Below are 13317 nucleotides of genomic sequence, written 5' to 3'. Positions count from 1 at the left end.
GCACCCAGGTGTTCCGCCGCATGCCCGGCGCCAAGGCCACACCCCCGGCCGACGGCGTGACCAAACCGGGATCCGCGGCCGGTCGTCCGGCCGACAGCGGCCCCGGGGCCCCGGCTCCGGCGGCCGACCGGCAGCAGCCGCAGGACGCGACGGACCGGCCCGGCGGTCCGGGCTCCGGCAACCGGGACGGCTCCGGCCGGGCGGCCGGGGAGGCCGTCGACATGTTCGGCCGCCCGGCCGAGTCCGCGGGCAACCCGGCGGCATCGGGTGCGAGTGGCGGGGACCGGAACAACGCTCCGGATCGCCCCGGCGACTCGGCCGGCCGCCGGCCTGCCGACGACGCTCGGGACTCGGCCACCGGTGATGCCTCCCGCAATCGCAGCAGCGTCTTCCGCCGGGTCACCGATACACCGCGCGACCAGGCGGGCCCGGCGAGCCGTCAGGCCGGGTCGTCCAGCGGTCCGGTCGACATGTTCGGCAGGCCGCTCGACGAGACCGGCGATTCCTCCGCTACCCCCGGCCGTCCGGCCGGAACCCTGGGCGCTTCCTCGAATGCTCCTGGTGGCAGCGGCAATACGAGCAGCGGATCCGGCGGCGGTGGAACTCCCGCCGGTTCGCCAGGGCGCCAGGCCGATTCGGCCGCGAGCACGCCCGGCGGCACCGGTGATTCCGGCGCCGCGCGCGGATCGAGAGATGCGCAGGGCACCGGTGCATCCGGCGGATCCGCCACGACCCCCGGCGGCTCGGCCGCGGCCTCGGACCGCGCGGGCGGCGCCGATGCCCCCGGCTCGGACCGATCCGGCAACCGGCCCGAAAACGCCGGGCAGGCACCTGGTTCCGGCAGTTCGCCGCGCACCCCCGGGGAGTCCGGCGCCGCCCGCGACCCCGGCCGTTTCGCGCAGACGTTCGGTGCGCCGAGCGATCCCGGCGGCTCCGGGACCGGCCGCACCTCGGACGGTGCGCGTGACACCGGCGGTTCCGGGGCACGGCCCGGGAACTCCGACCGCACCCCCGGTGGCTCGTCCGATCCGGCACGCGGGTCCGGCGATCGTCCGGACAACTCCGGATCGACGCCCGGCGGGCCCGGAAGCTCCGGCCGAGTACCCACCGGCCCGTCCGACACCGCACGTGGTCCGGGCCGTGAACCCGGCAACTCCGGATCGGCGCTCAGGCCGGGAGGTCCGGGCCGGAACCCGGCCGGCTCGTCCGATGCCGCACGCACTCCCGGTGGCAGGCCCGACGCCTTCGGATCGGGGGCGGGCACAACCAGGCCCGGCGACTCTTCCGGCATCGCACGCGGACCCGGCGGAAGGCCGGACAGCTCGCCCTCGAGCACGGGTGGCGCAACCCGCCCCGGCAGCCCCGAGCGAACTTTCGGCGGCTCACCCGACTCGCCGCGCGGTCCAGGCCGACCGGACGGCCCGACCCCGGGCGGCACGACCGATCGGACCCCCGGCGGCTCGCTCGACGCGCCGCGTGGCGGCCCCGGCAGGCCGGACGACTCCGCCGCGCGGACGGGCGCAGCGACCCGCTCCGGAGGCACCGACCGCGGCACCGGCGGTTCGTCCGACATCCCCCGTCGTCCCGGCAGTTCCGGATCGGAAACGGGTGGTGCAACCAGGCCCGGGAGCGCCGATCGAATTCCGGGCGGATCGTCCGACACATCACGTGGTCCGGGTGGTTCCGGATCGGCGGACGACACGACCCGGATCGGCGGCTCCGGCCGCATCCCCGGCGGACCGTCCGCCGCGCCGCGCGGTCCCGGTGGTTCCGGCTCGGCAGACGACACGACCCGGATCGGCGGCTCCGGTCGCATCCCCGGCGGTTCGTCCGACGCGTCTCGCGGGTCCGACGGCTCCGGTGCTGGTGGCACGTCCGGTGGCAGTGGGCGGCCCGGGAGTGGGGCGGCAGGCGGCGGATCGCGACAGGGGAGCTTCGGGCAGGCGTCGGCGGGTTCGCTCGGCGCGCCGGGCTCTACCGGAGCACGGTCAGGGGGTTCCGGTTCGTCCGATGTCCGGGGTGACCTCGGCAGCGGGGCCGGGCGGGGCGTCGGGGGTTCCTCCGGCGGGACCGGCACTCGGCCGGGGAGTCCCGCTCGTGGCGCCGGGAACGCGGCCGACCGGGCCGGTGCGCAGGACGGGTCCGAGGACGAGACCGTGCGGTTCTCGAATTCGTCTGCGGGGCAGGCGAAAACGAGCGAGCCGGGATCACCCGGTTCGGGTGGCCGGAGCGAAAGGTCCGGTGCGGCAGCACAATCGGGAGCTCCTGCGCGGCCGGCCGAGACGAACCGGCCGGGCGGGCAGCCCGGATCCGGTGCGGGGCAGCGCGATGGCGCCGGATCCTCCGGCGAGCCGGAAGACGATGCGTCCGAAGCGAAGACGATGGCGATCCCTCGGGCCGCCGTCGACGCGGTCCGGGCCGCCATGGAGCAGGCGAGCGAGGATCCGAAGACGGTCGCGATTCCGAAGGTGTCCGATCCGTCCAACGAGCCGACGATGATGCTGCCGGTGCAGCGACCGGATGCGGACGCCACCGAGAAGATCCGGACCGGTCCGGCGGCGGGCACCGATCGGATCGTGGCGGTGCCCGGCAGCGGCGGCCCGGTCGGCAAGCCGCCGGTCACCCCGCGCCCGGGCAGCGGTCCGAAAAATGCTGGGCCGCAAGGCCCGTCGACGCCCCCGCAAGGGGCGCCGCCGGCCCGGCCCGGCAGTGCGCCGTCGCCCGCGGACGCACAGCCAACGATCGCCGCACCACAGGTGATCGCGCCACAGTCCGCGGGGCCGCGGCCGGTCGCGCGGCCGCAGCAGGTGCCGGCCACGGCCGCGCCCGCCGCCGCGACCGGCGGTCACAGGAAGTCGCTGTTGCTGGGCGCGGGGGCGCTGGTGGCGGTGGCGATCGTGATCGCGGTGGTCATCGGTGTGGTGCAGCACGCCACCAACTCCTCGCCGCAGGCGCAGGTGCGCAAGGCCGTCACGACCTACACGTCGGCGCTGGCTGGCGGCGATCTGGTCAAGCTGCGCGCCGCCACCTGCGGTCAGTTGCACGACTTCTATCAGAACATCGCCGCGGATCAGTTCGACGGCGTGCACAAGCTGTCGGTCGATCAGAAGAAGATCCCCAAGATCTCCAGCATCGAGTCCGTCCAGATCACCGGGGACAAGGCGATCGCGCAGGCCGGCGTCTACACCGACTCCGATCCGAATCACCCGGTGGCGCGTTCGTTCGACCTGGAACGCGCGGACGGCACCTGGCGGGTGTGCGATCCGCCGGCCGCCAAGTGACGAAACGGCCGGCCCGGCGAAATGGTCCGCGCCGGGCAGGCCGAGATCGGTGAATTTCGGCATTCTTCTGCGTGTCGAGCGCGTGTCACGTCTTGCTTGTGACATTGTCGCCGCGGCGCGCGATGAACGTCACAGACAACTGGAAGCCAATCCACAGACGCCGTAGCATTGCCCGGATTCTGGCGTGCGCTTGCGTCGGATTCAGCGAATCGGAATCAGGAGCACTGGACCATGCCCGAGGCGGCGTCCGACGCACCGGTTGCTACGGAGCTAGCCGGTCGGCATTACCGAATCAGCGGACACTACGACGTCGGCCGCGAGAAGATCCGTGAGTTCGCACGAGCCGTGCGCAACGGTCATCCCGCTCATCGATACGAGACCGACGCCGGCAAGGTGGGCTACGACGCCCTCGTCGCGCCGCCGACCTTCGCCTCGGTGATCGGCATGACCGCCACCAAGGCCCTGCTGAACTCGGTGCTCGCGCACTACGACCTGTCGCAGATCCTGCAGACCGATCAGGTCTTCGAACTGCACCGGCCGCTGCTGGCCGGGGACCGGGTGCGCTGCGAGGCCGAGATCGAGTCGATCCGGCGGGTGCGCGGCAACGACTTCGTCGTGGTCCGGGCCACCATGATCGACCAGCACGACGAGGTGGTGCAGACCGGTGTCGCGACCATCGTGGTCCGGCTGGACGAGCAGGTCGACCCGGATATCGTGCGACTGGTCGAGGACGTCGTCATGCGGGACAGCGACGCCGAGTGCGCGACCGCGACCCTGTCCGAACTGTCCGCCGAACAGGCGCACACCGACCACGACCTGGTCGAGAGCCGGCGCGCGCTGACCGTGCACACCGTGCCGAAGTTCGACGATCTGGTCGTGGGCGGCGAACTGCCGCCCGTCACCTTCCACCTCACGCGCGGCGATCTGGTGAACTACGCGGGCGTTTCCGGTGACACCAATCCGATCCACTTCAGCGACCGCGCCGCCGAACTGGCCGGGCTGCCGACGGTGGTGGCACACGGCCTGCTCACCATGGGCATGGGCGCGGAGGTGCTGACCTCCTGGCTGGGGGATCCGACCGCCGTCGAGAGCTACAGCGTGCGGTTCGCCGGATTCGTACCGGTGTACCCGTTCGACTCCACCGCGGTCGATTTCACCGGCAAGATCAAGGCCCTGGACCCGGAACGCCGGACCGCGACCGTCCTGCTGGGCGCGACCTCGGCCGGGAAGAAGCTGTTCGGCCGGGCGATCGCGCAGGTGCAGCTCAGCTGAGGCTCACCAGGCCGCGCCCGGATCGGCGTGCTGCCGGATCCAGCTGTGCATCGCGATGCCGGCGGCGACGCCCGCGTTGATGCTGCGGGTGGACCCGAACTGTGCGATGGACACCGTCAGCGCCGCCGCGTGCCGGGCCGCGTCGGTGACCCCCGGCCCCTCCTGACCGAACAACAGCAGGCAGGCGCGGGGCAGCGCGACCGTCTCCAGCGGCACCGAGCCGGGCACGTTGTCCACCGCGACCACGGTGAGGCCGGCGACGGCGGCGACCTCGAGCAGTTCGGCGACCGAGGCGTGGTGGACCAGATGCTGATAGCGGTCGGTCACCATGGCGCCGCGGCGATTCCAGCGCCGGCGGCCGACGATGTGCACCGCCGCCGCGGCGAAGGCGTTGGCGGTGCGGACCACGGTCCCGATGTTGGCGTCGTGCTCGAAATTCTCGATGGCGACATGGAACGGATGACGGCGGCGGTCGATGTCCGCGACGATCGCCTCCCGCGTCCAGTACCGGTAGGCGTCGACCACGTTGCGCCGATCCCCGTGTGCGAGCAGATCCGGGTCCAGCCGCGGATCCACCGGCGGCGGCGTGCCGAATTCGGCGACCCACGGACCCACCCCGTACGGGTGCTCGCCCCACTCGGTGGGGCCGGGGAGCTGCACGTCGTCGGGTGCCGGGGGCTGATTCACCAGCGCCATCGTAGTGTGCCCCGACGGTGACCCGATGCCACCCGGAAACGGGCGGGACGGACCTATCCTGGAGGTGGCGCCGGTGGTGGAGGCGGTCATATGGACCACGCACGTATTCTTCGCACCGTGCTCGGCGTGACCGCCGGGTACCTGACCGTCCTCGCCCTGTGGCTGGGCTGGGTGGTCCGGCACACACCGCCGGGGACCGTGCCGTATCAGATCATGGCCCTGGTGGGGGCGTTCGGCTCGTGCGTCGGCCTGGGGATGCTGTGGGCGCAACGGCCCTCCCGCGCGGACCGGCGGCTGCAACGGCACGGGCTGGAGGGCTGGGCGACCGTCGCGGGCGTGCATCCGCTCACCCGCACCGACCACCACACCGAACTCACCGAACTGGATCTGGAGCTGACCGTGCCCGGCTCCGAAAGTTACCGGGGCACGGTCGTTTACGACGTGGCACCGATCGACCAGCCGAAAATCGCTGTCGGCGAGACGATTTCGATCCGAGTGGACCCGGTGGACCGGGATCGGATCATGTTGTGCCTGTGAGACTTCCGCCCGCTCAGACGGTGAAGCTCGGTTCCGCCGGAGCGGGCGGCAGCACCACGACCTGACCGGCGTAGCTGAGCCCAGCGCCGAAGCCGAGCAGCAGCGCCAGCTGGCCGCCCTTCGCCTTGCCGGAGACCAGCATCTCCTCGATCGCCAGCGGAATCGAGGCCGCGGAGGTGTTACCCGTGTTCTCGATGTCGTTGGCCATCGGGATCTCGTCGGACAGCCCCAGGTTCTTCTTCATCAACTCGTTGATGCGAGCGTTCGCCTGATGTGGCACGAAGACCTCGATGTCCTCCTTCGCCACCCCGGACACCTCCAGTGCGGTGGACAGCGCCCGCGGCAGCGTGACCGCCGCCCAGCGGAACACCGACTGGCCCGCCATCCGCAGCGACATCCGGCCGACCTTCTCCACCTCGGGGTCGGTGCCCTGCAACCGCTGCGCCCGATGCATGTACTCCAGGAAGTCGACATCCTGCATGATCGAACCGGCGTGCTCGCCGTCGCTGCCCCAGACCGTCGGGGAGATGCCGTTCTCCTCGCTCGGCCCGACCACCACCGCACCGGCGCCGTCGCCGAAGATCATCGCGGTGCCCCGGTCGGTCGGATCGAGACCGACGGTCATCGTCTCCGCGCCGATCACCAGCACGTACTCCGCGGAGCCGGCGCGGATGAGGTCGGCGGCCACGCCGAGGCCGTAGCCGAAGCCGCCGCAGCCGGAGGTCAGGTCGAAGGCCGGGATGCCGTTGATGCCCAGATCGAAGGCCACGGTGGGCGCCCCGTGCGGGGTCAGGGTCAGCCAGCTGGAGGTGGCCAGGATCAGCGTGCCGATCTTCGACCGCTCGATGCCGCTGTTGGCGATCGCCCGCTCACCCGCGGCGACCGCCATGGTGCGCAGCGTCTCGTCGCCGCTGATCCAGCGCCGGTTCCGGATGCCGGTGCGTTCGAAGATCCACTCCGGAGACGAGTCCAGGACCTCGCACACCTCGGCATTGCTCACGATTCGTTGCGGCCGATAGGCGCCGATGCCCAGCATCGCGACGTTGTCGCGCCCCTTGTTAATCGCAATGCTCACCACGGGTGACTCACACGACCCTTCACCGTTACTCGCAGTTCTCGAAATCGGACTCCAGGCTAACCCACCGGTGGGTCATCCCAGCGCCAGATCCTTCAGGCCGAGGATCGACCGGTACTCGAGGCCCTCGGCGGCGATCACCCGGTCCGCGCCGGTCTCCCGATCCACCACCGTCGCCACGCCCACCACCGTGGCGCCGGCCTCGCGCAATGCCCGCACCGCGGTCAACGGCGAGTTGCCGGTCGTGGTGGTGTCCTCCACCACGAGCACGCGCCGGCCCACGATATCGGGGCCCTCGATCTGCCGCTGCATGCCGTGTGTCTTGGCGGCTTTACGCACTACGAACGCATCCAACGGGCGGCCCGGGGTGTGCAGCATCGCCAGCGCCACCGGATCCGCGCCCATCGTCAGGCCGCCCACGGCGTCGAAATCCCAGTCGGCGACCAGCTCGCGTAGCAGCGTGCCGATCAGCGGCCCGGCCAGATGATGCAGGGTGGCCCGGCGTAGGTCCACGTAGTAGTCGGCTTCCTTGCCGGACGACAACGTCACCCGGCCGTGCACCACGGCGAGCTCGCGCACGAGCTCGGCCAATCTGTCCCGATCGGCGGTCGATTCGATCATCTTTACCGGTTACGTCCTTCCGCGTGCGTTGAACAAGCCTCGATTCAGGCGGCTCACCACCGGGCGCGGAATCATACCGGCGACCGTGGTGAGCACCTTGTACTGCGCCCCGGGCACGCTGATCACCCGGTCCTTGTCCAGATCGTGCAGGGAACCGGCCACGACCCGGTCGACCTCCAGCCACAGCGCTTTCGGCAGCGATTCCATCGCGATGCCGGCCCGCTCGTGGAATTCGGTGTGGACGAAGCCGGGGCACAGCGCCTGCATCCGAACCCCGGTTCCGACCAGTCCCCCGGCCAGTCCCTCGGTCAAGGATATGACGTACGCCTTCGCCGCCGAATACGTCGAGCCACGGCCGGGTATCAGACCGGCCACGCTGGCCACATTCACCACCGAACCCGTGGCGGCCGCGATCATCGGCGGCAGCGCGGCGCGGGTCAGCTGGAGTACCGCGGTCACGTTGACGTCCAGCTGCGCCTGGAGTTCGGCCGGGTCGACGGTCCAGAACTCGCCGCCGAGCCCGAATCCGGCGTTGTTGACCAGGAATTGCACGCCCTCGGCGAGCCGGGCGGTCACCCGGTCGCGGGCGGCGGCGACGGCGAGATCGGCGGGCAACAGCTCCGAGCGGGTGCCGAAGCGGGTCTGCGCCTCCGCGGCGAGGGCGGCCAGCCGGGTCTCGTCGCGGGCGACCAGCACCAGGTCGTAGCCCAGCGATGCCAGCCGCAGGGCGTAGCCCCGGCCGATGCCGGAGGTGGGACCGGTGACCAGGGCCACGGGCCGGGTGGCGCCGGGCAGGCGGACGACGCCGTCCACGCCCGTCGAATCGGAGGAATCGGTCATGCTGTGTCCTTTCGCGCACGACCGGGGCGTCGCATGGTCATTCCGCACTGCCGCCGAACCCGCCGGTCGTGCGGGTCGTCATCCCGTACCCGTCAGCGGGGTGCGGGACCTTGATAGGGCCGGAAGCCGGGGTGGAACGGCCCACCCGGGCGTTCGGGCAGAGCCGGACCGTCTTCGTCGGGCCGGATCGGCTCGTCGCCCTCGGAGCGGTCCTCACCCTCGGCGGACGACCGGGTGCGGCGGGCCCGATCCCGGGGGTCCGGGACGATGGCCAGGGCCGGGCGCCGCGACGGCTGCGACTCGGACTCCCCCGCGATGTCCTTGACCAGCGGGGCGTAGTCGTCGCCGCGGGCGAATCCGGCGGGGGCCGGCTCGTCCTCGTCGCGATCGGACACGTACTCGTACTCGTCGGAGTCGTAGTCCGCGTGGTCGTAGTCCGCGTCGGACTCGTAGTCGTTGCGCTCGTAATCGTCCGGATCGGACTCGTAGTCGTCCTCGGCGGCGCGGCCCCGGTCCGGGCCCGCCACCACCGGCGGCAGGACGTGCAGCAGACCGGACAGTCGCAGCACCGCGTCGATGGCGGTCTCCCAGTCGCGGGGGCCGCTGCCGACCGGCAGCATGCCCAGCGTCCAGTTGCCCTCACTCCACAACTGCTGCACCGAATCCGGCAGGCTCTCGATGAACGCGACCATGCGCTGATCGACCGCGTGCCGGGCGACATCCGGATTGGTGGCGAACACCACCCGGTCGCCGATCGCGCCCAGCAGCTCCAGATCGTGGTCCTTCGGCGGCGCCGCCGTCTTGGAGCGCAGGTCGATGTCGATGTCCGAACCGATCTGCCGCCGCACCGCGACCAGCGTCGCGGAATCCTCCAGATCGAAGAGCACGAACTTCTCGCCCTTGCGATTGCCGGAGACCACGTCCACCGCGGACAGGTAGCCGAGCTTCGTCATCGCCCCGCGGTGCCAGTTCGCCGCGAGCGACGGCTCGACCGACACGTAGGTATAGCCTTGGGATTTCGCCCAGACCTGCCGCACATGACCGGTCCGCTGCCGATGGACCCGGTCGAAATACAGCAGCACGATCGCACCCACGAGTGCGATCGCCGCGAGCCCGAACCATATTGCTGCCGTCATCGCCCCCGAGTCTAGTTCCCCACCCGCGAAGGTGTTGATGGCGACCGCTTCCGACGGCGTGTTTTGGTGTCACCCACACCCACCCACAGCCCCGAACAGGTCGTCAGCGCACCCACCACTGTCGCCGAACACAACGGCCCGCCCGCCCACTCGGCTCTCCGGATCCGGTCCCACCCCGGCTCGTTTGTCGCCCGGCCCGATTCTGGACCGACGCGTTTTCGGCCCGGCTCGGTTCCGGGCCGACGGAGCGGCGGAGCGAAGCGGAGGCCGAACTATCTGGCGAGGGCGGCGCCGATGATCAGTTTGGCCATGATGGAGCCGTCGTCGGACTTGTCGCCCTGGACCACCACCATGTCGCCGGCGTGCAGGTCCGCGAGTTTGCCGCCACCGAGGGCGATCACCTGGGTGTGGTCGTCGGTGTGCACGGTGACCATGGCGCCGCCCAGCGATTGCAGGGTGAGGGTGGTGCCGTCGTTGGTGTCGATCGTGCCCATGGTGGCGCCGAGGCTGTCCAGGTTGCCGCCGAGGCCCGGCAACGGGGGCAGGCCGGGGATCTGCTCACCGGAGGTGCCGGGCAGCGGCTCGGCGCTGGGGATCGAGCGGGTGGTCTCGCCGGAGGCGCTGGGGGACGACGAGTTCCGGCCGGCCAGCAGCAGGCCCGCGGCGATACCGCCGAGGACGACCAGGACGAACACCACCGCGCCGATCGTCAGCCAGAGGCCGGTGCGGCGCTTGCGGGGGTGGGTCGGCAGGCCGGTGGGGCCGACCTGGCCGTAGGGGCCGGCCGGTTGTTGCGGGGCGCCCTCCCAGCCGTAGCCGGGGGCCGGTTCCTGCCCGTAGTACTGCGGCGGGCTGGTGTATTCGGCTGTGCCCCACTGGTTGCCGTAGGCCGGCAGTTCCCGGGTCGCGTTCGGGCCGGCCGCGTGGTCGGCGTACCGGTAGGGCTCGGTCGGATCCGAACCCTGGCCGTAGGCCGCCGTGAACTCCGAGGTGTGCAGTTCCGGCGGCCCGGACGACGTCGGCGCCCCGACCCGTTCGGTCGGGGCGTCGGCGGTCTCCGGCCGCTGCCACGGATCGCGCGGACTCGTCATGTCACCCAGCGTAAGCGCACCCCGGCCGGTGACGGCCGGGGTGCGCGCAACCGTGGCCCGTTCGCGGCCGGGTCAGGCCCGTCCGACCAGCAGTCCGTCGCCGTCGGGGGTGACGTTGACCTTCACCACGTCCCCGTCGTTGACCTCACCGGCCAGCAGTTCCTTGGCCAGCGAATCGCCGATCGCCTGCTGGATCAGGCGGCGCAACGGCCGGGCGCCGTACACCGGGTCGTAGCCGCGCACCGCCAGCCAGAACCGGGCCGCGTCGGTGACGTCCAGCTTCAACCGGCGCTGCGACAGCCGCTTCTGCAACTGCGCCAGCTGGATGTCGACGATGTGCTCCAGTTGCTCCTCGTTCAGCAGGTGGAACATCACCACGTCGTCGAGGCGATTGAGGAACTCCGGCTTGAAGGCCGAGCGGACCGCGGCGAGCACGAACTCCTTGTCACCACCGGCGCCCAGGTTGGACGTCAGGATGAGGATCGCGTTGCGGAAGTCGACCGTGCGACCCTGGCCGTCGGTCAACCGGCCCTCGTCGAGCACCTGCAGCAGGATGTCGAACACGTCGGGGTGCGCCTTCTCGATCTCGTCGAACAGCACCACCGTGTACGGCCGCCGCCGCACCGCCTCGGTCAGCTGACCACCCTGGTCGTAGCCGACGTATCCGGGCGGGGCACCGACCAGGCGGGCCACCGAATGCTTCTCGGAGTACTCGCTCATATCGATCCGGATCATCGCCCGCTCGTCGTCGAACAGGAAGTCCGCCAACGCCTTCGCGAGTTCGGTCTTGCCGACGCCGGTGGGTCCGACGAACATGAACGAGCCGGTGGGCCGGTTCGGATCCGCGACGCCCGCGCGGGCCCGGCGGACGGCGTCGGAGACGGCGGTGACCGCCTCGGCCTGGCCGACCACGCGCTTGCCGAGTTCCTCCTCCATGCGCAGCAGCTTGCGGGTCTCGCCCTCGAGCATCCGGCCGACCGGGATGCCGGTCCACGCCGACACCACCTCGGCGATGTCGTTGGGCCCGACCTCCTCCTGCAACATCACCTCGCCGCCGGCGGAACCACCGGCCTGCCCGGCCTTCTGCTCGGCCTCGGCCAGTTGCTTCTCCAGCTGCGGGATGCGGCCGTAACGCAGTTCGGCGGCCTTGCCCAGATCGCCGTCGCGCTCGGCGCGCTCGGATTCGCCCTTGAGCCCCTCCAGTTGCTCCTTGATGCCGCGGACCGCGTCGATGGCCTGCTTCTCGTTCTGCCAGCGGGCCATCAGCTGGTTCAGTTTCTCGCGGTCGTCGGCCAGTTCCTGGCGCAACTTCTCCAGACGCTGCTTGGAGGCCGCGTCGGTCTCCTTCTCGAGCGCCATCTCCTCGATCTCCAGCCGCCGCACCGCGCGCTCGACCTGGTCGATCTCGACCGGGCGGGAGTCGATCTCCATGCGCAGCCGCGAGGCCGACTCGTCGACGAGGTCGATGGCCTTGTCTGGCAGGAAGCGCGACGTGATGTAGCGGTCGGACAGCGTGGCCGCCGCCACCAGGGCGGAGTCGGTGATCCGGACGCCGTGGTGCACCTCGTAGCGTTCCTTGAGTCCGCGCAGGATGCCCACAGTGTCCTCCACCGACGGCTCGCCGACCAGCACCTGCTGGAACCGCCGCTCCAGCGCCGGATCCTTCTCGATGTGCTTCCGGTACTCGTCCAGCGTGGTCGCGCCGACCAGGCGCAGCTCGCCGCGGGCCAGCATCGGCTTGATCATGTTGCCGGCGTCCATCGCGGATTCGCCGGTGGCGCCGGCGCCCACGATGGTGTGCAGTTCGTCGATGAAGGTGACGATCTGCCCGGCGCTGGACTTGATCTCCTCCAGCACCGCCTTCAACCGCTCCTCGAATTCGCCGCGGTACTTCGCGCCGGCGACCATCGCACCCAGATCCAGCGAGATCAGGCGCTTACCGCGCAACGACTCCGGCACGTCGCCGGCGATGATGCGCTGGGCCAGGCCCTCCACGATGGCGGTCTTGCCGACGCCCGGTTCGCCGATCAGCACCGGATTGTTCTTGGTGCGGCGGGACAGCACCTGCACCACCCGGCGGATCTCGGTGTCGCGGCCGATGACCGGATCGAGTTTGCCCTCGCGGGCGGCGGCGGTGAGGTCGGTGGAGTACTTCTCCAGCGCCTGGTAGCTGCCCTCGGGATCGGGCGAGGTGACGCGGGCGTTGCCGCGCACCGCGGTGAACGCCTCGCGCAGGGCGTCCGCGGTGGCGCCGTATTTCAGCAGCAGCTGGGAAACATCGGAATCGCCCTCGGCCAGGCCGACCATCAGATGTTCGGTCGAGACGTAGTCGTCTCCGAGTTCGGTGGCCAGCCGCTGCGCGGCGGTGACCGCGGCCAGCGATTCGCGGCCGAGCTGCGGGGTGGTGGTGGCGCCGCTGGCGCGGGGCAGCCGGTCCACGATGTCCTGGGCCTCGCGGCGCACCGTTGCCGGATCGACCGCGACAGCCTTCAGCAGGGGGGCGGCGATGCCGTCGGTCTGATCCAGCAACGCCACCAGCAAGTGCGCCGGGCGGATCTCCGGATTGCCGGCCGCGGAGGCGGCCTGCAATGCGGCGGTCAGCGCCGCCTGGGTCTTGGTGGTGGGATTGAACGAGTCCACGGGCACCTTCCTGTGGTGATCGGAGATCGGCTGTTGCGACAACAACCGACCGGGGCATCAGCTTCTGGACAGTTCAACGCGAGATAAGTTGAGTCTGTTCCGCTCAAGTCTGGTTGATTTCCGACGCT

Annotated in this window: 10 protein-coding genes; 3 read left to right on the top strand and 7 right to left on the bottom strand. The window is 71.0% G+C overall.

The window, feature by feature from the left end; all coding sequences use genetic code 11:
* Positions 1-2381 precede the first annotated feature (2381 nt).
* Complete coding sequence (locus LBW94_RS41980) at positions 2382-3281, top strand: hypothetical protein (protein ID WP_225059739.1); 900 nt, start codon at positions 2382-2384, stop codon at positions 3279-3281.
* Between the two features lie 231 nt (positions 3282-3512).
* Positions 3513-4553 carry a fused (3R)-hydroxyacyl-ACP dehydratase subunits HadA/HadB gene (locus LBW94_RS41975; RefSeq protein ID WP_225059740.1) on the top strand — a complete coding sequence of 347 codons (1041 nt, stop codon included), beginning with the start codon at positions 3513-3515 and terminating at the stop codon, positions 4551-4553.
* Positions 4554-4556: 3 nt separating this feature from the next.
* Here LBW94_RS41975 and LBW94_RS41970 read toward each other — a convergent pair whose 3' ends face one another.
* A complete protein-coding gene (locus tag LBW94_RS41970; RefSeq protein WP_225059741.1) occupies positions 4557-5249 on the bottom strand; it encodes a TrmH family RNA methyltransferase in 693 nt (230 codons plus the stop codon).
* A 90-nt stretch (positions 5250-5339) separates the two neighbouring features.
* Between LBW94_RS41970 and LBW94_RS41965 the strand changes: the two genes are divergently transcribed.
* On the top strand, positions 5340-5786 hold the full coding sequence (locus LBW94_RS41965; RefSeq protein WP_225059742.1) for a hypothetical protein: 447 nt from the start codon (positions 5340-5342) through the stop codon (positions 5784-5786).
* 13 nt (positions 5787-5799) lie between these two features.
* On the opposite strand, the gene LBW94_RS41960 is transcribed toward LBW94_RS41965, so the two are convergent.
* The 6 genes from LBW94_RS41960 to clpB form a co-directional block, all read right to left on the bottom strand.
* A complete protein-coding gene (locus LBW94_RS41960) occupies positions 5800-6864 on the bottom strand; it encodes a beta-ketoacyl-ACP synthase 3 (RefSeq protein ID WP_225059743.1) in 1065 nt (354 codons plus the stop codon).
* A 72-nt stretch (positions 6865-6936) separates the two neighbouring features.
* A complete protein-coding gene (gene pyrE, locus LBW94_RS41955; RefSeq protein ID WP_225059744.1) occupies positions 6937-7482 on the bottom strand; it encodes an orotate phosphoribosyltransferase in 546 nt (181 codons plus the stop codon).
* A gap of 9 nt (positions 7483-7491) precedes the next feature.
* Complete coding sequence (locus tag LBW94_RS41950; protein ID WP_225059745.1) at positions 7492-8322, bottom strand: SDR family NAD(P)-dependent oxidoreductase; 831 nt, start codon at positions 8320-8322, stop codon at positions 7492-7494.
* Positions 8323-8414: 92 nt separating this feature from the next.
* A complete protein-coding gene (locus LBW94_RS41945; RefSeq protein WP_225059746.1) occupies positions 8415-9458 on the bottom strand; it encodes a hypothetical protein in 1044 nt (347 codons plus the stop codon).
* Between the two features lie 272 nt (positions 9459-9730).
* Complete coding sequence (locus tag LBW94_RS41940) at positions 9731-10549, bottom strand: DUF5666 domain-containing protein (RefSeq protein WP_225059747.1); 819 nt, start codon at positions 10547-10549, stop codon at positions 9731-9733.
* A 72-nt stretch (positions 10550-10621) separates the two neighbouring features.
* The gene (gene clpB / locus LBW94_RS41935) at positions 10622-13189 is read right to left on the bottom strand and encodes an ATP-dependent chaperone ClpB (RefSeq protein WP_225059748.1); all 2568 of its coding nucleotides are present in this window, start codon (positions 13187-13189) and stop codon (positions 10622-10624) included.
* Positions 13190-13317 lie beyond the last annotated feature (128 nt).

The sequence above is a fragment of the Nocardia sp. alder85J genome, from assembly GCF_020176955.2.
GTDB lineage: Bacteria > Actinomycetota > Actinomycetes > Mycobacteriales > Mycobacteriaceae > Nocardia.
The sequence above is the reverse complement of the archived record's forward strand: the minus strand, read 5'-3'. Positions and strand labels throughout refer to the sequence as shown.